Annotated in this window: 14 protein-coding genes and 1 pseudogene; 6 read left to right on the plus strand and 9 right to left on the minus strand. The window is 59.3% G+C overall.

All coding sequences use genetic code 11. The annotated features are described in order from the left end of the window. Positions 1-47: 47 nt before the first annotated feature. On the minus strand, positions 48-2,402 hold the full coding sequence (locus AABM54_RS11705) for a hypothetical protein (RefSeq protein WP_347905718.1): 2,355 nt from the start codon (positions 2,400-2,402) through the stop codon (positions 48-50). A 309-nt stretch (positions 2,403-2,711) separates the two neighbouring features. Further along, a complete protein-coding gene (locus AABM54_RS11710; protein ID WP_347905719.1) occupies positions 2,712-3,575 on the minus strand; it encodes an MBL fold metallo-hydrolase in 864 nt (287 codons plus the stop codon). A gap of 104 nt (positions 3,576-3,679) precedes the next feature. Here AABM54_RS11710 and AABM54_RS11715 point away from each other — a divergent pair, with 104 nt between their 5' ends. The 3 genes and pseudogenes from AABM54_RS11715 to AABM54_RS11725 all read left to right on the plus strand — a co-directional run bounded on the left by AABM54_RS11715 (position 3,680) and on the right by AABM54_RS11725 (position 6,119). Beyond that, complete coding sequence (locus AABM54_RS11715; RefSeq protein WP_347905720.1) at positions 3,680-4,015, plus strand: metalloregulator ArsR/SmtB family transcription factor; 336 nt, start codon at positions 3,680-3,682, stop codon at positions 4,013-4,015. 48 nt (positions 4,016-4,063) lie between these two features. Next, positions 4,064-5,309 (plus strand): annotated as a pseudogene (locus AABM54_RS11720) (FAD-dependent oxidoreductase). Positions 5,310-5,318: 9 nt separating this feature from the next. Further along, positions 5,319-6,119 carry a sulfite exporter TauE/SafE family protein gene (locus AABM54_RS11725; RefSeq protein WP_347905721.1) on the plus strand — a complete coding sequence of 267 codons (801 nt, stop codon included), beginning with the start codon at positions 5,319-5,321 and terminating at the stop codon, positions 6,117-6,119. 41 nt (positions 6,120-6,160) lie between these two features. Here AABM54_RS11725 and copD read toward each other — a convergent pair whose 3' ends face one another. From copD to AABM54_RS11740, 3 genes are all read right to left on the minus strand, one after another. Next, positions 6,161-7,039 (minus strand): copper homeostasis membrane protein CopD, encoded by an 879-nt coding sequence (copD, locus tag AABM54_RS11730; RefSeq protein WP_347905722.1) that lies wholly within the window; start codon positions 7,037-7,039, stop codon positions 6,161-6,163. A 3-nt stretch (positions 7,040-7,042) separates the two neighbouring features. Further along, positions 7,043-7,408, minus strand: coding sequence for a copper homeostasis periplasmic binding protein CopC (copC, locus tag AABM54_RS11735; protein ID WP_347905723.1), 366 nt, complete (start codon positions 7,406-7,408; stop codon positions 7,043-7,045). Between the two features lie 76 nt (positions 7,409-7,484). Next, positions 7,485-7,925 (minus strand): GNAT family N-acetyltransferase, encoded by a 441-nt coding sequence (locus AABM54_RS11740; RefSeq protein ID WP_347905724.1) that lies wholly within the window; start codon positions 7,923-7,925, stop codon positions 7,485-7,487. A 226-nt stretch (positions 7,926-8,151) separates the two neighbouring features. On the opposite strand from AABM54_RS11740, the gene AABM54_RS11745 reads away from it, so the two are divergent. Beyond that, the gene (locus tag AABM54_RS11745) at positions 8,152-8,772 is read left to right on the plus strand and encodes a TetR/AcrR family transcriptional regulator (protein WP_347905725.1); all 621 of its coding nucleotides are present in this window, start codon (positions 8,152-8,154) and stop codon (positions 8,770-8,772) included. A 115-nt stretch (positions 8,773-8,887) separates the two neighbouring features. Here the strand turns inward: AABM54_RS11745 and preA are convergent, their stop codons facing one another. The 3 genes from preA to hydA all read right to left on the minus strand — a co-directional run bounded on the left by preA (position 8,888) and on the right by hydA (position 13,202). Then, positions 8,888-10,162, minus strand: coding sequence for an NAD-dependent dihydropyrimidine dehydrogenase subunit PreA (preA, locus tag AABM54_RS11750; RefSeq protein ID WP_347905726.1), 1,275 nt, complete (start codon positions 10,160-10,162; stop codon positions 8,888-8,890). Then, positions 10,163-11,530 carry an NAD(P)-dependent oxidoreductase gene (locus tag AABM54_RS11755; RefSeq protein WP_347905727.1) on the minus strand — a complete coding sequence of 456 codons (1,368 nt, stop codon included), beginning with the start codon at positions 11,528-11,530 and terminating at the stop codon, positions 10,163-10,165. It abuts the gene before it with no gap. Between the two features lie 232 nt (positions 11,531-11,762). Continuing rightward, positions 11,763-13,202: a dihydropyrimidinase gene (gene hydA, locus AABM54_RS11760; protein WP_347905728.1), complete on the minus strand. Its 1,440-nt coding sequence runs from the start codon at positions 13,200-13,202 to the stop codon at positions 11,763-11,765. A gap of 623 nt (positions 13,203-13,825) precedes the next feature. Here hydA and AABM54_RS11765 point away from each other — a divergent pair. Both AABM54_RS11765 and AABM54_RS11770 read left to right on the plus strand, forming a co-directional pair. Then, the gene (locus AABM54_RS11765; RefSeq protein ID WP_347905729.1) at positions 13,826-15,310 is read left to right on the plus strand and encodes an NCS1 family nucleobase:cation symporter-1; all 1,485 of its coding nucleotides are present in this window, start codon (positions 13,826-13,828) and stop codon (positions 15,308-15,310) included. Positions 15,311-15,462: 152 nt separating this feature from the next. Next, positions 15,463-16,746, plus strand: a complete 1,284-nt coding sequence (locus tag AABM54_RS11770) for a Zn-dependent hydrolase (protein ID WP_347905730.1) — start codon at positions 15,463-15,465, stop codon at positions 16,744-16,746. 86 nt (positions 16,747-16,832) lie between these two features. Here the strand turns inward: AABM54_RS11770 and AABM54_RS11775 are convergent, their stop codons facing one another. Then, positions 16,833-17,681, minus strand: a complete 849-nt coding sequence (locus AABM54_RS11775) for a lipase family protein (RefSeq protein ID WP_347905731.1) — start codon at positions 17,679-17,681, stop codon at positions 16,833-16,835. Positions 17,682-17,692 lie beyond the last annotated feature (11 nt).

The raw sequence follows: 17,692 nt of genomic DNA on the forward strand, positions 1-17,692 counted from the left end.
CGTGGCACCGCCGCCCTGAGCGACGGCGCCACGGGCATTACGCAGGACTACTTGAGTTCGTATGCCACAAGATCCCACAAGGTTTCAAAGCGTTTTTGTTCCCCTGCCTCCTTGGGATAGATCAGTTGAAGGGCGATGTGCAGTTCTTGACCCTTCGGCAGGGAGTAAGAGGGGCCCGATGGCCTTCTAAATTCCATCAGGCCTTGACTGCCATCGTGCACGATGGCTGCCCATGTGGACGTGAACAATCTTGTACCGAACGGAAGTTGCGTGAATGAAGTTTTCCATTGCTGGACATCAGCCTGGGTCGCTTTCAATGTGAGGGTATAGCTATACACCCAGCTGTCACTTTCAAAGTCTTTCCATTTTGCGCCAAAGGAGAACTTTGACTCGACCGGCGCCTGTTCGGTGATGAGTACCTTCAGTGGGCTGCTGGCTCCCGGTGAGCCGTTATTATTGAAGTAAGTCAGTGAGCCGACAGTGAGTTCTCGCCCGATGACGGCAGCGGGTGGGATGTCGACGGACACGGTATACGTTTTCCCCCAGGGTGATTGTGTATGGGGAGCTACAGTCAGGGTGCCGGTTGTTCCGGCTGGTGATATGTCGACGAGCTCGCGAGACGGAATGGATAGCATGTGTGTGATGGTCGCTTCATCATCAACGTTCAACTCTATCCTTGCATTTTGGACGTCGTCGCCGTTGGTCTCTAGGGAATAAGTGAAGGTCGCAGAGGAACCCGGTTGTGCAATGGGCATGGGTGTTGTATGAATGCTGGATACTGCATCGGCCATCTTTACTTTGAAAACGCGACTGACGCCAGGCGTATTTAATCGATCAAAGTAAGTAAGGGTGCAAACATCCAATTCGCTTCCCGGGCTGACGAAAGTGCGGAGTTGAACACTGATCGTACGTTCGCGCTGCCAGGGTTGATTATTATTGCTAGTGATCGTCACCGCTCCCTTGAGGTTGTCAGGGGACGATAGGAACGTTACTGCCGGGGGGCTGCTTGACATGTGATTGATCAAGCCTCCCAGGGAAGTCGCTTCGAGTCTTGCCCCTGGGTAATCGACCCCGCCATTTGTGTCCATGACGAAGTTAATAAGGGCGGCTGCAAATTGATTGACGGTAGGAACGGTTTGTCTCAAGTCCGAAACAATAGTGCCCGCCATGCCTGCTTTTAGAGTGACACTAGGGCCGGGTATATTTAATCTATCGAAGTACGTGACTGTCGCCAATGTTACTTCTGTTCCAGGTGTCGCTTCAGGTGTGCTTTCGAAGTCGACGGTCAGTGCGTACGGCCATGCGAGGGCATTTTCTGACGTCACAGTTACTGTGCATTTGCGGCCATCGGGAGAGACTATCAGCTCCGTCCCCTGAGCCGGACTGGACATACTAACCAGTTTCGAACCGTTTGCAGCCAACGCTTCAAGCCGTGCGCCAATAAAATCGGGGACTCGATTGGCGTTCATTGTAAGGGAGATGTTCACGGGTCCGCCGGGCTCTACATCGGGTACCCACAATTGGGAAATGCTGGTCACTGTTGTTTGTGCAATACGGACATTTAAATCGACAGTGGCCTGTGGCTGATTGCTGCTGTTGAAGTAAGTGATTCTTCCCAGGGTGACTTCACTGTTGGGTATGGCCGATGCGGGGATCTGTACGGTGACTGTTCTATTGGTTGGCCAAGGTACGAGGTTCTTTGGGGTAACAGTCACTGTGCCTATGCTTTGATCGGGGCTCATACTAAAGGTTGTGCCCGGCAGGGCGTTCGACATGGATACTAATTTCAAGTTGTTTGCTGTTTTGAATTCAAGTCGTGCACCAGGATAATCCGGGAGGTCGTTGCTATTCAGTCTAAAGTCAATAGTCGCTGTGGCACCCCGAGCGACAGTAGGTACTGCTGTTTGTTCGAGGCTGTGGATGACGGGGGCCCAAGGTGTTCCTCGCGTCAGCTGTTTGACGTGAATGTCGTCCAGGTAATAGTCATTACCGGCACCGCTGTCTTCGTCACTGTAAACTCTGAACAGGTTTGAGTGTTTTGATGCGGTGAAGGTGCCCGTTATTGTGTGCCACTCCAGATTTCTGGGTAGCGTGAAGGTTTTGGTATTCAAGTCACTTTCTACGGATAGCCGAAACTTCGGCATAATGTCTTGAGCGCCAAAGAAATAGTTCCGGGCGATCATTGAAAATTGATATTCGGCACCTATTTCAAGAAATAAAGTCCTCTGGTAAATGACACCGCTAAATCCGTTAATACCTTGAGTCAGGTGCATTGCGGTGTAACCGCCCAAGAAAAGGTCCTTTCCAGCACGACCTCGTATCCAGCCGTTGTCGGAGCGATCATTAAAGTCTGTCAAATAATCCAGTACCGCAGGTGTCATGGTGTCGGTGTCAGTAAACATGGCGGGCCCTGAAGTAAAAACTCAACGTATAAATAGTTGAATAAGTAGGCGCATTGTCGAGCGCATTGCAGGGAGTATTTGTTGTGAGGGCGGGGCGTGGCTACTGATAGAAATGACAGTTTTTTAGAGTATTTTATTATGGGTTTCAGGTTTTTTATTCTTTTGTAAAGGTTTTATGTCGCATGGAAGTCGAGGCTTATGCGTGTTGCATAAGCCTCGTTAAGTTCTTGATTCAACTGTGAGCAAAGGAGAAAGCATTAGGCCGTGGGCGCGCTTGGCGATTAGCTGTTACAGCTCGAATGAGCTATTTCATAACCGATTGACCGGAATCTTCAGGTAGACCACGCCGTTGTCTTCGGCGGGCGGCAGGTTACCGGCCCGCACATTCACCTGAATCGCTGGCAGCAGCAGCGTCGGCATGCCCAACCCGGCATCGCGGTGGGTGCGCATCTCGACGAACGTCGCTTCGTCGATGCCATCGTGCACATGAATGTTGCTTTTTCGCTGCTCGCCAACGGTGGTCTGGCATTGTGAAACGCGACCTTCGGGTGGGTAGTCGTGGCAGATGTAGAGGCGGGTGTCGGCGGGGAAGGCCAGCAGTGTGTGCATCGAGGCGAACAACTGCTGAGCATTGCCGCCGGGGAAGTCGCAACGGGCGCTGCCGACATCCGGCATAAACAGCGTGTCGCCCACCAGAATCAGCTCATCTTCGATCAGGTAGGCCATGTCTGCCGGGGTATGGCCAGGCACATGCAGTGCCTTGGCCTTGAGCGTGCCGATGGAAAACACTTCATCGGGTGCGAACAAATGGTCGAATTGCGAACCGTCGATGGCGAATTCCGGTTCAAGGTTGAACAGGCGCTTGAAGACGTTTTGCACCTGGCTGATCGCCTGGCCGATGGCGATCTTGCCGCCCAGTGCGCGACGTAAATAAGGCGCGGCGGACAGGTGATCGGCGTGAGCGTGGGTTTCCAGCAGCCATTGGGTGTGCAACTGATGTTCACGGACGAAGGCAATGACCCGGTCAGCCTGAGTGGTGGCCGTGCGGCCGGACGCCGGGTCGTAGTCGAGGACCGAGTCGACAATTGCACAGTGCCCACCGTCGTGTTCGTAGATCACGTAGGTGAAGGTCTTTGATGCGTCATCAAGGAAGGCTTGGATCAACGCTGACATAGAGACGGGCCCTGGCTGAATGACGGGAAGACAGTAATGGGTTGCAACACTTTATGTTTAAACATAATGTCGGCAGCTTAAGTGACGTTCAAGGTCCCCTGCAAATGCAATCCAGTTTGAGCGAGTGTGAAGTGGCGCAACTGCGTGCCTCGGCCTCCAAGGCCTGTGCGCTGCTCAAGGCGTTGGCCAATGAAGATCGCCTGTTGATTCTCTGCCAGTTGACCCAGGGTGAGCGCAACGTCGGCGAACTGGAAACCATGACCGGCGTGCGTCAGCCGACCTTGTCGCAGCAGTTGGGCATTTTGCGCGACGAAGTGCTGGTCAGCACCCGCCGTGAAGGCAAGTACATTTTCTACGGGTTGGCCAGTCACGAAGTGATTCAGGTGATGAAAACGCTCTCCGGCCTGTATTGCGGCGCGGTGATGAAAAGCTGGGCGTGACGCCTCACCGGCAACGACCCTTGCGTGCAGACACAGAGGCAACAACCTATGAACGATCAACACTGGGGCCAGACCATCAGTGCCGACATCGTGGTGATAGGCGGCGGAACGGCCGGTATCGGCTTCGTCGCCAGCCTGCTCAAACGTGATCCGGGCCTGGACATCACCGTCATCGAGCCCAGCGCCCAGCACTATTACCAGCCTGCCTGGACTCTGGTTGGCGGTGGTGCTTATGACCTGAAACACACCGTGCGGCCGATGTCATCGGTCATGCCGCGTCAGGCGCAATGGCTGCAAGCCGCCGTCAGCCACATCGACCCGCAAAGCCGTCTGCTGACCCTCGATGACGGGCGCAGTGTCACCTATCAAAACCTGATCGTGTGCCCCGGTCTGCGCCTGGCCTGGGAGAAAATCGAAGGCTTGCAGGAAACCCTCGGCCAGCACGGTGTGACGTCCAATTACAGCTACCAGCACGCGGCCCTACACCTGGCAACTGGTCGAAGGCCTGCGTGGCGGCAAGGCGATCTTTACCCAGCCGGCCATCCCGATCAAATGCGCCGGGGCACCGCAAAAAGCCTTGTACCTGTCGTGTGATCACTGGCTCAGACAAGGTGTGCTGAAGAACGTCGACGTTGAGTTCAACCTGGCCGGTGCCGCGCTGTTCGGCGTGGTCACCTTCATTGCACCTCTGATGAAGTACATCGAAAAGTACCGTGCGCGGCTGGTGTTCAACTCGAACCTGGTGAAGGTCGACGGCCCGGCGCAAACCGCCTGGTTCGAAGTCAAGGACACATCCGGCGCGGTGACCCTGCAAGCGAAACAATTCGACGTGCTGCACGTTGTACCACCGCAGGTGTCCCCGGACTTCATTGGCCAAAGCCCACTGGCCGATGCGGCGGGTTGGTGTGAAGTGGACGTCCACCATTTGCAGCATGTGCGGTATCCCGAGGTATTTGCCCTCGGTGATGTCTGCTCCACCAGCAACGCCAAGACGGCGGCAGCAGTGCGCAAGCAGATTGTCGTGGTGGCGGAGAATCTGCTGGCCCTGCGCAAGCACCAACCGCTGCCGCTCAAGTACGACGGTTACGGCTCCTGCCCGCTGACAGTGGAGAAGGGCAAGGTGATCCTCGCTGAGTTCGGCTATGGCGGTAAGTTGTTGCCGACGTTTCCCCTCGACCCGACCGTGGCGCGACGCTCGGCGTGGTTTCTCAAGGCGACGGTGCTGCCGTGGTTTTACTGGCGCGGCATGCTTAAAGGTCGTGAGTGGCTGACCCGCGTGTCCAAGGTCGATTGAGAGAACACTATGCTGCTGGCGACATTGTTTGGTGCGGTAATGGGGTTGGTCCTGGGATTGACTGGCGCGGGCGGCGGTATTCTTGCGGTGCCGGCCCTGGTGCTCGGGTTGGGCTGGACGATGACCCACGCGGCGCCAGTGGCGTTGTTTGCGGTGGGCAGTGCGGCGGCGGTCGGCGCCATCGATGGCTTGCGTCATGGGCTGGTGCGCTATCGCGCGGCGCTGCTGATTGCCTTGCTCGGTGCGCTGTTTTCGCCGCTGGGGATCTACGTTGCCCATCAGTTGCCGGAAAAAGTCCTGATGATCCTGTTCAGCCTGCTGATGGTCATGGTGGCCTGGCGGATGCTGCGCCGAGAAAAGCAGGAACCGGGGCCCAGTGACCATGGGCACGCTAATTGGGGGCAGAAAAACTGCATGCTCGATCAACAGACCGGACGCTTTTCCTGGACCGCCAAATGCACCGCGACCCTGGCGACGCTCGGGGCGGTGACCGGGGTGGTATCAGGACTGCTCGGGGTCGGGGGCGGATTTCTCATCGTGCCCGCGTTCAAGCAACTGACCGACGTCCAAATGCGCGGCATCGTCGCCACATCCTTGATGGTCATCAGCTTGATTTCGGCCATCGGTGTGATCGGCGCGTTCCATGCCGGCGTGACCATTGACGGGCAGGGCGCGGTGTTTATCGTGGCGAGCATCGTCGGCATGCTGGTCGGCCGTCGGCTATGCGCCCGGGTTCCGGCCCGGGCGTTGCAGGTAGGGTTTGCCGGTGTCTGCCTGGTGGTGGCGGGTTACATGTTGCTCAAGGCTTAGCGGTTCAACGCCGTTTTTTAGCCTCCGCCAGCAGCGGACGGCTATAGGGGCGCGACCATCGGCGGCAACGTGCCCAACAGGGAAACCGCTGCAACCGCACCGATCCCCAGCAGCCATTCAAGCGTGACGCTGGCGCGCAGGGTGCCCAGGCGTTGCTCGCAGCCGTTGATGCGGACCCGGTTAAACAGCGCGAGTCCGAGCATGGCGCAGACCAACAGGGCCTTGATCAACAGAATCAGCGCAAACCCCGAGAACAAAGGCGTTGGCCAGAGTTCGCCGGTCAACACCCGGACGTTGATCAGACCGGTCACCAGCAAACCGGCCACCAGGCCGTAGCCGATGCCGCTGAAGCGTTGCAGGATCGGGCCGACAGCATGAGTCGCCGGTTGCCGCAGAATCATCACCAGCAGCATCAAGCCGCCCAGCCAGGCACCGACGCAGGCCAGGTGAATCACTTGGTTGAGGATCAGCAACTGACCGCTGAGGCCGTCGAGCATGGCGCCGTGGCCGACCGGGGCCAGGGTGATCAGCAGCAGGCTGGTCAAACCCAGGCGCAGGGTAAACGAGTGTTTCAGCGGGCTTAGCAAGCACGCCAACAGCAGGGCATTGAACAGCAGGTGCCAGCTCCAGACCTGACCGAAGAACGTACTGCCCAACACCAATTGAAGGGTCGGCCCGTCAAACGCTGCCGACAATGAGCCGGCCATGCTCACGGTGATCAACAGCAGCCAACACACCCCGGTGATCAGGGCGAACCCGGTGAGCCATCGACTCAGCCCCGCGAGGCGTCGATCGATTGCCGCGAGCGCTGGGCCGAGCGGCGCATGGCGCAACAGCAGGGGCCTGAAAACACAGGCCCCGAACAGCATCAGCACGACGGTGAAATGCAGGAAACGGCACAGGACCAACGCGCTCGACATCGATTACTGGCTCACGTTGAAGCGGTAGTCGCCATCGCTTTTATGGGTGTCGACCGACACTGCATGCCATTCAACCTTGTAGTCACCGGCTGTCAGCGGAGCGGCGGGGGTCACGACCAGGGTCTTTTTATCGGCGCTTTCGGTGGCGATGCTTTTCACGGCAACGGCTGCGCCGTCCTTGGTGATCGCGACTTTGGTGAAACTGGCTTCAACGCCTTCGGAGAACACCAGCCGCAGCTCTGCCGGGGCGGCTACGCTGCTGTCGGCGGCCGGTGTGGCGTTTTTCAGGTGCGCGTGGGCGAACACCGAGGAGGCGGCGAACAGCGAGCCGAGCAGGGCAACGGTGGTCAGGGTTTTTTTCAGTTGCATCGTTAAATACCTTGAGTGAATACGATGGGGCGTTAATAGAACATGAACCAGAGGTCAGGGAAACCGCACATTGGTTTCAGGATTGTTTGAGCACCATGTGCACCCACGGAAAAGGGCGGCCCTGGCCATCGGTCTCTGAACGGCTGACGTCTACGAAGCCGTAATACCGGTAGAAACCATGGGCCTGGGGGTTCTGCTCGTTGACATCGACACTGAGCGTCGGGTGCCGGGATTTGACATGGTCCAGCAATCGCCGGCCAATGCCTTGCCCGCGCTGGTCGGCTGCAATGAACAGCATCTCGACGTTATCGCCACCGGTGGCAATGAAACCGGCGGGCGAACGGTCAGGGTTTTCGTACAGCCATACTTCCAGGCTGGGCAGGTACGCATCCCGCACGTGAGGTAGCAGCAGTTGTATGTCGTCTTCGCTGATGAAGTCGTGGGTCGCCCGTACCGAACGTTCCCACAGGACACTGAGGGCATGGTCGTCGCTGGCGGCGCGCAATCGGATGTTCATGGCAATGGTCCGTCGAGGCGTTTGAAAAGATGTCGGAGCCCCAGCATGCCCGTGTCGCGAATACGCGCTTGGACGGAACACCTCAGGCGCGCCTGGAAAGAGGGGCGGCGATGCTAACCAATCCGTTTTGTCCGGGGAAGCCTTGTGTACGAAGTTTCGTTTTCGGTTGTCGCCCCGATCCAGAGCCGATGCTAGTCTTGGGCAATGCCGGTGCCAGGGAGCCCTCATGGGCAATCACAAGATCGAGATTCGTCGCAGTAACGTCGAGAAAATCCTGCTGGCTGCCGAGAAGGTCTTCGCCGAGAAAGGTTTTGGCAGCACCGCAATGGCTGACATTGCTAAAGAAGTGCAGTTGCCGCGCTCCAATCTGCATTACTACTTCAGCACCAAAAACGAACTGTACAGCGCGGTGCTGTTCGACTTGCTGGAAGTCTGGAAGCAGGACGCGCTGTGCTTCGAGATGTTCGATGACCCGCGGGTAGTGCTCAGCAGTTACATCCGCGCCAAGATGAACCACTCCCGCAGCCGGCCGTATGGCTCGAAAGTCTGGGCCAATGAAATCATCCACGGCGCGCCGACCCTGGGTGAGGCGCTGGACGCCAGCCTGTACGACTGGGCCAAGATGAAAGAAGCGAAAATTCGCCAATGGGTGGAAGACAAACGCATCCTGGCCGTGGAACCTTCAAGCCTGCTGTACATGATCTGGGCCTCGACCCAGCATTACGCCGACTTCGACCATCAGATCAATATCCTCAACGACCACCGGACCCTCTCGGACATGCAGTTCGAACGGGCGGTGCAAACCGTGACCAGCGTGATTTTGCGGGGGATCGGGTTGGAACCTTGAGGTTTGTGGTGTAACGGATGGCCTCTTCGCGGGCAAGCCCGCTCCCACAGTTGAAATGCGGTCCACTGTGGGAGCGGGCTTGCTCGCGAAGGCGTCCGTTCAGGCGCCCATGGTTTCAAACGGCCACGTGATACGGATTCCTCGGATCATGGTTCCAGTCCAGAAACGGCTTGCCATTGTCCAGGGCGACCATCTCGATGCAGTCCTGCACCGGGCAGGTGATCTGGCACAGGTTGCAGCCCACACATTCGTCGTCGATCACTTCATAGGTGTGGGTGCCGTCCGCCTGTTTCAGGCTGGCGATGGCCTGGTGCGAGGTGTCTTCGCAGGCAATATGGCATCGGCCGCAGCCGATACAGGCCTGCTGATCGATCCTGGCGATCACTTGATAGTTGATGTCCAGGTATTTCCAGTCGGTGGTATTGCCCACGGCACGCCCGGAAAAATCCTGCACGCTTGAATAGCCTTGGCTGTCCATCCAGCGTGAGAGCCCGTCCTTCATGTCCTCGACGATCCGAAAACCATGGAGCATCGCCGCCGTGCACACTTGCACCGCGCCGCTGCCCAGCGCCATGAATTCGGCGGCGTCCCGCCAACTGCCGATACCGCCGATGCCACAGATCGGCAGGCCCCGGGTTTGCGGGTCGCGGGCGATCTCGGCAACCATGTTCAGCGCAATCGGCTTCACCGCTGAGCCGCAGTAACCGCCGTGGGTGCTCTGGTTGCCGACTGTCGGCAAGGCGACCATGCGGTTGAGGTCGACGCTGGTGATCGAGTTGATGGTGTTGATCAGCGACACCGCGTCGGCGCCGCCTCGGTGGGCCGCCCGTGCGGCAACGCGGATGTCGGTGATGTTCGGGGTGAGTTTGACGATCACCGGCAGCGAACAATAGGTCTTGCACCAGCGGGTGACCTGTTCGACGTATTCCGGGACCTGGCCGACCGCCGCGCCCATGCCGCGCTCCGGCATGCCGTGGGGGCAGCCGAAGTTCAGCTCGATGCCATCGGCGCCCGTGGCTTCCACCAATGGCAGGATGCTTTTCCAGGATTCTTCAACGCACGGCACCATCAGCGAAACGATCAGGGCGCGGTCCGGCCAATCCTTTTTGACTTGGGTGATCTCCTGCAGGTTGATCTCCAGCGAGCGGTCGGTGATCAGCTCAATGTTGTTGATGCCCATGACCTCGCGATTGGCGCCAAAGTGCGCGGAGTAGCGCGACGAGACGTTGACCGCTGCCGGGTCTTCGCCCAGGGTTTTCCAGACCACGCCGCCCCAGCCGGCCTCGAACGCGCGAACTACGTTGTAGGCCTTGTCGGTGGGCGGCGCGGACGCCAGCCAGAACGGATTGGGGGCTTTGATACCGGCGAAGACAATCGAGAGATCGGCCATTTACGCAGCCTCCACGTTGAGCATGAGTTGGGCATGGATTGCTTCAGCCGCCCGCTTGCCGTGCTGCACGGCTTGCACGGTGAGGTCCTGATCAAGGCTGGTGCAATCGCCACCGGCATAGACGCCAGGGATGCTGGTGCGCATGTGTTCGTCGACCTGAATTCGCCCGCCCTGACGTTTCAGCTCGCGGGCCAGCGGATCGCTCAGCGCGCTGTCATCGAAGCGCTGGCCGATGGCTTTGAAAATCGCATCGGCGGCCAGTTCGAAGGTTTCCCCGGTAGTGACCAGCCGTTCACCGTCCATACGGGTGCGGGCGAAACGCATGCCGCGCACCTGGCCTTTGTCGTCGAGCAAGACTTCCTGCGGTTGTGCCCAGGTCATCAGCCTGACCTGATTGGCCTTGGCGATGTCCTGTTCATGGCCGGTCGCGCCCATGTCTTCAAGGCCTCGGCGGTACACCAGGTTCACGTCGTGAGCGCCGAGACGGGCCATTTGCACGGCCATGTCGATCGCGGTGTTGCCCGCGCCAAGGACGAGGCAATGCTCGGCCAGCGGCAGCTGGCTCAAGTCGTCGGCCTGGCGCAGTTCGCGGATGTACTCGGTGGCAGCCAGCAGCCCGGGGGCGTCTTCGTGGGTCAGGCCCAGTTGTTTGCTGGCGGCCAGGCCGAGGCCGAGGAACACCGCGTCGAACTGTTGATGCAGGTCGCTGAGGCTCAGGTTATCGCCGAGTTTTTGCCCGTGACGGATTTCGATTCCGCCGATTTCCAGCAAAAAATCCAGCTCGCGCTGGGCAAAGTCGTCCACCAGTTTGTACTTGGCAATCCCATATTCATTGAGGCCGCCAGCCTTCTCCCGCGCTTCGAAAATCACCACGTCGTGGCCATGCAGGGCGCTGCGGTGCGCGCAGGACAACCCGGCAGGCCCGGCGCCGACCACGGCAATGCGTTTGCCCGTGACGGCGGCGCGTTTGAACGGGTGTTCGGTGAAGTGCGCATTGTCGAGGGCATAGCGTTGCAGCAGGCCGATCAGCACTGGGGCGCATTCCTCGGCTTTGTTGCGCACGCAGGCTTGCTGACAGAGGATTTCGGTCGGGCAGACCCTTGCGCAACTGCCGCCGAGGATGTTTGCCGACAGGATTTTCTGTGCCGCGCCCTGAATGTTTTCTTGATGGATGTTGCGGATGAACGACGGGATGTCGATCTCGCTCGGGCACGCGTTGACGCACGGAGCGTCGTAGCAGTACAGGCAGCGCGAGGCTTCGAGTTCCGCTTGCCGGGCGTTGAGTGGCGGCGCCAGGTCGCTGAAATGGCCGGCGAGGGTGGCCGCGTCCTCATGGGGATGGGGAAGGTGGTTCAAAGTCTTGATCACGGTGTTGGCCTCACGGTTATTTGAGGTATTGCCTCTGATGGGCATTGTTTTTTGTACATGACGCAAATAGGTGATTGGCAACGCCGCAGCCTGTGGCGAGGGAGCTTGCTCCCGCTCGGGTGCGTAGCCCCCGTAATCCAGGCAACCCGGTCATGCAGACAGAACACATTCGACCGGTTTGGGAGCGCTTCGCACTCCAACGGGAGCAAGCTCCCTTGCCACAGGGGTCGCGTCAGCGTTTCACTGCAACCGGCTTGTGCAACTCGGCGCGCTTGCTCAACAGGTCGAACACCGCCGGGTAAGCCGGGCGCTCGATATAGCGCCCCGCACCCCGTTCGGCGCGCAGGTCGCCATCGGCCCAGACCAGTCGGCCCTGGCTGATGGTGTGGCTGGGCACGCCGCGCACAGTCTTGCCTTCAAAGATGTTGAAGTCGACGCGCTGGTGGTGGGTCTTGGCGGAAATGGTGCGGGTGCCTTGCGGGTCCCACAGCACCAGGTCGGCATCGGCGCCGACGCGGATCGCGCCTTTGCGTGGGTAGAGGTTGAAGATCTTTGCGGTGTTGGTGGAGGTCAGTGCGACGAAGTCCTGCATCGACAAACGGCCCGTGTTGACCCCTTCGTCCCAGAGCACCGCCATGCGGTCTTCGATACCGGCCGTGCCGTTGGGGATCTTGCTGAAATCGTCGCGGCCGGCGGCTTTTTGATCGGCACAGAAGCAGCAATGGTCGGTGGCGGTGGTGTGCAAGTTACCCGATTGCAGGCCATGCCACAGGGCGTCCTGATGGCCACGAGGCCGGAAGGGCGGGCTCATCACGTAACCGGCAGCGGTTTGCCAGTCCGGGTGCCGGTACACGCTGTCGTCCAGCAGCAAATGCCCGGCCAGCACTTCGCCGTAGACCGGTTGACCCTTGCTGCGGGCGTAGGTGATTTCATCCAGCGCCTCTTTGGTCGAGACGTGCACCAGGTACAACGGCGTGCCCAGGGTTTCGGCGATACGGATAGCCCGGCTCGCGGCTTCGCCTTCAACCTGGGAGGGGCGCGACAGCGGGTGCGCTTCCGGCCCGGTGATGCCCTGGGCCATCAGTTTGCGTTGCAGGTGATAGACCAGCTCGCCGTTTTCTGCGTGTACGGTCGGCACGGCGCCCAGTTCCAGGCAACGCTCGAAACTGGCGACCAGCGTGTCATCGGCCGCCATGATTGCGTTCTTGTAGGCCATGAAGTGCTTGAAGCTGTTGACCCCATGCAGGCTGACCAGTTCGGCCATTTCCTCGCGGACCTGTTCGCTCCACCAGGTGATGGCAACGTGAAAGCCGTAGTCGGACGCCGACTTCTCGGCCCAGCCGCGCCACTGATGGAAGGCTTCGAGCAACGATTGCTGCGGGTTGGGAATCACAAAGTCGATGATCGAGGTGGTGCCGCCAGCCAGTCCCGCCGCCGTGCCGCTGAAAAAGTCCTCACTGGCAACGGTGCCCATGAAGGGCAGTTGCATGTGGGTGTGCGGGTCGATACCGCCGGGCATCAGGTATTGGCCACTGCCGTCGAGAACTTCGCAGCCTGCGGGAGTATTGAGGTGATGACCGATGGCGTTGATGACGCCGTCGGCACACAAGACATCAGCGCGGTAACTTTCATCATGGGTAATAACGGTGGCGCCACGGATCAACAGAGACATTCCGAGTTCCTCGCAGGCTTGACCGACTTGTGCCGGCTCTCAATGTTTTTATATGAAGCAGGCTGCGGAACTTGTATTCCTGTCAGCACTGTCAGGAATAAACGCTAGCTGGAGTTTATTGATTGGGCAAGAATATTTTTTATAAGCTTATATCTTTAGTAACTTGTTGAATTAAAACAATTAATTTATAAAATCAGCAAAATAGTGAAGCCCCTCACCCTTTTGACGCACTTGACAGGATTGAAATATGGTCAAGATTTCCTATGTGAAATCAGCCATTTGAGGTGTGCCTGTGGCTGACGGGAAAAATACAAGACCAAGGTGGCGCACCATAATTGAGCCCAGAAGGTTTCAAACAACTTGCTGGCATTTGGCCTGAGTGTTCATGCAAGTATTCGTGGGCTTGATAGTTGTGAAAATAAAACTGATGAACATCAGTTGTTTACATGGATCTTGCCAGCCAGCAAAAGAGTCAGTGGAAGATACGGCACGTTTATTGAGTGCCGCCGCTGATACCTTGGCCGGTCGGCAAGAGTCGTAAGTTCTCCGGCCATCGTCAGGCTTGCGGTCAATCCGCTGGCCAGTTCGATGAGCACAATAATCAAAAGAACAGTGGAGCGGCCATGCAACAGATCAGATCGCAAGTGACCGAGCGTGAAGGCTTGTACGAGCTGGAAGCCGGCAGCGACGTCCTCGACAGTCCCCGTTACAACCACGACATCGCACCGACCAAGGTGCACGAACGCACCTGGAATAAATGGCACATCAGCGCACTGTGGATCGGCATGTCGGTCTGCGTGCCGACCTACACCCTCGGCGGGGTGCTCACCGCGTACTTCGGGTTGACGGTGGGCGAAGCGCTGTTGGCGATTCTGCTGGCCAACGTCATCGTGTTGATCCCGCTGACCCTCAATGCGTTCGCCGGGACCAAGTACGGCATTCCGTTTCCGGTGCTGCTGCGGTCGTCCTTCGGGGTGATCGGTTCCAACGTTCCCTGCCTGATTCGTGCGTTGGTGGCGTGCGGCTGGTTTGGCATCCAGACGATGTTCGGCGGGTTGGCGATTCACCTGTTTCTCGGTTCGGTTTTCGAGGGCTGGAAGTCCCTCGGCGGCACTGGCGAAGTCATCGGGTTCATGCTGTTCTGGGCGCTGAACCTGTGGGTGGTGCTGCGCGGTGCCGAGTCGATCAAGTGGCTGGAAACCTTGTCCGCGCCCTTGTTGGTGCTGGTGGGGCTGGGCTTGCTGGTGTGGGCCATGCCGAACGTGTCGTTGACCGAACTGCTGGCCATCCCGGCGAAACGCCCGGAAGGCGCCAGCGTGTGGGGCTACTTCTTCGCCGGGCTGACGGCGATGGTCGGGTTCTGGGCGACCTTGTCATTGAACATTCCGGACTTCAGCCGCTACGCCAAGAGCCAGAAGGACCAGATACTGGGGCAGATTTTCGGCTTGCCCTTGACCATGTTCCTGTTCGCCTCGCTGGGGGTGGTGATGACCGCTGCGTCGGCGAAACTGGTGGGCGTGACCGTCTCTGATCCTGTCAGCCTGATCGGCCATATCCAGAGCCCGGTCTGGGTGGCGGTGGCCATGGCGTTGATCATCATCGCCACGCTGTCGACCAACACCGCCGCCAACATTGTTTCGCCGACCAACGATTTCCAGAACCTGGCACCCACAGTCATCAACCGCACCAAAGCTGTGATGCTGACCGGGCTGGTAGGGTTGGCGCTGATGGGCCACGAGTTGTTGAAGAAGCTCGGCCTGATCGTCTCCGACGTCAGCCTGGAGACGGTCTATTCCAACTGGCTGCTCGGTTATTCCAGCCTGCTCGGACCGATTGCCGGGATCATGGTGGTGGACTATTTCATCATCAAGAAACAGCAACTGGACCTGGCCGGGTTGTACCGCGATGACGTGTACCCGGCGTGGAACTGGAACGGCTTCATCGCCTTCGGCGTGCCGGTGGTATTGACCTTGCTGTCACTGGGCAGCGATGTGTTCAGTTGGTTCTACAGCTACGGCTGGTTCACCGGGTCGGCCCTTGGCGGGCTGATTTATTACGGGTTGTGCGCCATGCGAACAAGTCCGTCTGTTGCGAAATCTGCGGTGTGATCAATGGCTTCATCGCGAGCAAGCTCGCTCCCACATGGGGTTTGTGAACACTGGAGCTCCACTGTGGGAGCGGGCTTGCTCGCGAAGGCGGCTTTAAATACACCAACGATTTGCCTGAGAAAACCTATAACAATTGCCTGAAGGAGATCACCATGAACGCTGCCGTCGACGTTCTGCAGTCCAGCCATCAGCACATCAACCGCGACCGCCTCTGGCAGTCGCTCATGGAACTGGCCAGGCTCGGGGCTACGGTCAAGGGCGGGGTCTGTCGCCTGGCCCTGACCGACCTTGACCGCCAGGCGCGGGACATTTTTGTCCGATGGTGCGAGGAGGCGGGCTGCACGGTGAGCATCGACGCGGTCGGCAATATCTTCGCCCGGCGCGCCGGTCGCAACCCGCAACTGCCCCCCGTGATGACCGGCAGTCACATCGACACCCAACCCACGGGCGGCAAGTTCGACGGTTGCTTTGGCGTGCTGGCCGGTGTCGAGGTGCTGCGCACCCTCAATGACCTCGGCGTGGAAACCGAAGCCCCCTTGGAAGTGGTGGTCTGGACCAACGAGGAAGGCTCGCGTTTCGCCCCGTGCATGATGGGTTCCGGCGTGTTTGCGGAAAAGTTCACCCTGGAAGAAACCCTGGCCAAGACCGACGCAGCGGGTGTGACCGTGGGCGAGGCGTTGAACGCCATCGGCTATGCCGGCCCACGCAAGGTCAGCGGCCACGCAGTGGGGGCCTACTTTGAAGCGCACATCGAGCAAGGGCCGATTCTGGAAGACGAGCGCAAAACCATTGGTGTGGTGATGGGTGCGCTGGGCCAGAAGTGGTTCGACCTGAAGCTGCGCGGTGTCGAGGCCCACGCGGGGCCGACACCAATGCATCTGCGCAAGGATGCACTGGTCGGCGCCGCCGCCGTCGTGCTCGCGGTGAACCGCGCCGCTCTCGGCCATCAGCCGCACGCCTGCGGCACCGTCGGTTGCCTGCAAGCCTATCCGGGTTCACGCAACGTGATTCCCGGCGAGGTGCGCATGACCCTGGATTTCCGCCACCTGGACCCGGCGCGGTTAGATTCAATGATCGCCGAGGTGCGGCAAGTGATCGACAGTACTTGCGACGAACACGGCTTGAGCTTCGAGCTGACGCCGACCGCCGATTTCCCTGCGCTGTACTTCGACAAGGGTTGTGTTGACGCCGTGCGCAGCGCAGCGCAAGGGCTGGGCTTGTCCCACATGGACATTGTCAGCGGGGCAGGGCATGACGCGATCTTCCTCGCTGAGCTGGGGCCGGCCGGGATGATCTTCGTGCCGTGCGAGGGTGGCATCAGCCACAACGAAATCGAAAACGCCACGCCGGATGACCTGGCCGCCGGCTGTGCCGTGTTGTTGAGGGCGATGCTGGCGGCATCGGCGGCGATTGCCAGCGGTCAAATGGCAGCCTGAGTGCCCGATGGGTTAACCGGTTCTACAGCGACAGGGCGGTCCATGTCGCCGTAGAACCAGTCCTCGCGCAGGTTCGCCGGGCAGCGTCACCAGAGCGCCCGGACATAGTTGAATGGTGCATGGTCGGCAAGGCGTCGGGTGACGACATTCCCGGGCTGCGGCTTGTAGTGGGCCTCATAGAACTGCACCGCCTGCTGCTGGTCATGCGTCATGAACGGCTCACTGGGCGAGAGGTGAACAAACCCGTTGAGGTCGACGTAGTGCAACTGCCCGACGTGCTGATAGTCGAGAAAGTCAGGCGGCAGGGACGTCACCAGGTCACAGCAGTCGACGATGCGAATACTGTGCAGCCCCGCCAGGCTCGCCACGAAGTCGGGATCACCCACTCGCGGCGAGCCCAGCGTCACGAGCAAGTTCGCTGACGCGGGTTTGGCCAGGAGTGTGGCGATGGCAGCCCCCAGGCTATGGCCGCAGATGATCAACCGGCTACGCGAGAGGGCTGGTCCTTGCAGCCATGCCGACACCTGTGCCCAGAGGTTGATCGCGGTCATCTTGAAGCCCCGGTGAACCTGACCGGTGCCCAGGCTCCAGTGCGCGTGGAAGAACTGCAGATTGGTGAGCAAGTCCAGCAGGTGGTCCGGTTGGGTGCCCCGGAACACCAGCAATGCCGTGCCCATGGCGTTATTCATCACACCAAAACCGGCACCGTCGGTGGCCGCATCGACGAAATGCGTCAGTTTATGATTGAACCCCGCCAGATCCAGTGCGTCGGCCAGCTGTGTACGCTCTGTTGTCGACTCTTCGAAGCGCAGGTACGCCAATCTGGAGGCTTCGGTGCACAGTTGCAGGTCATTGAGTACCGGCGAAGTGAAGACGCTGGGTCGTTCTTCGGGTCGATACAGTGCTCTGCGGCCCGGATCATAGGGAAGTGTCATGGCGACAACCT

This window comes from Pseudomonas purpurea (assembly GCF_039908635.1).
Lineage (GTDB): Bacteria > Pseudomonadota > Gammaproteobacteria > Pseudomonadales > Pseudomonadaceae > Aquipseudomonas > Aquipseudomonas purpurea.

Coding starts and splice junctions, on each gene's coding strand:
- AABM54_RS11705 (WP_347905718.1), bottom strand. CDS start 2,402: ATGTTTACTGACACCGACACCATGACACCTGCGGTACTGGATTATTTG.
- AABM54_RS11710 (WP_347905719.1), bottom strand. CDS start 3,575: ATGTCAGCGTTGATCCAAGCCTTCCTTGATGACGCATCAAAGACCTTC.
- AABM54_RS11715 (WP_347905720.1), top strand. CDS start 3,680: ATGCAATCCAGTTTGAGCGAGTGTGAAGTGGCGCAACTGCGTGCCTCG.
- AABM54_RS11725 (WP_347905721.1), top strand. CDS start 5,319: ATGCTGCTGGCGACATTGTTTGGTGCGGTAATGGGGTTGGTCCTGGGA.
- copD (WP_347905722.1), bottom strand. CDS start 7,039: ATGTCGAGCGCGTTGGTCCTGTGCCGTTTCCTGCATTTCACCGTCGTG.
- copC (WP_347905723.1), bottom strand. CDS start 7,408: ATGCAACTGAAAAAAACCCTGACCACCGTTGCCCTGCTCGGCTCGCTG.
- AABM54_RS11740 (WP_347905724.1), bottom strand. CDS start 7,925: ATGAACATCCGATTGCGCGCCGCCAGCGACGACCATGCCCTCAGTGTC.
- AABM54_RS11745 (WP_347905725.1), top strand. CDS start 8,152: ATGGGCAATCACAAGATCGAGATTCGTCGCAGTAACGTCGAGAAAATC.
- preA (WP_347905726.1), bottom strand. CDS start 10,162: ATGGCCGATCTCTCGATTGTCTTCGCCGGTATCAAAGCCCCCAATCCG.
- hydA (WP_347905728.1), bottom strand. CDS start 13,202: ATGTCTCTGTTGATCCGTGGCGCCACCGTTATTACCCATGATGAAAGT.
- AABM54_RS11765 (WP_347905729.1), top strand. CDS start 13,826: ATGCAACAGATCAGATCGCAAGTGACCGAGCGTGAAGGCTTGTACGAG.
- AABM54_RS11770 (WP_347905730.1), top strand. CDS start 15,463: ATGAACGCTGCCGTCGACGTTCTGCAGTCCAGCCATCAGCACATCAAC.
- AABM54_RS11775 (WP_347905731.1), bottom strand. CDS start 17,681: ATGACACTTCCCTATGATCCGGGCCGCAGAGCACTGTATCGACCCGAA.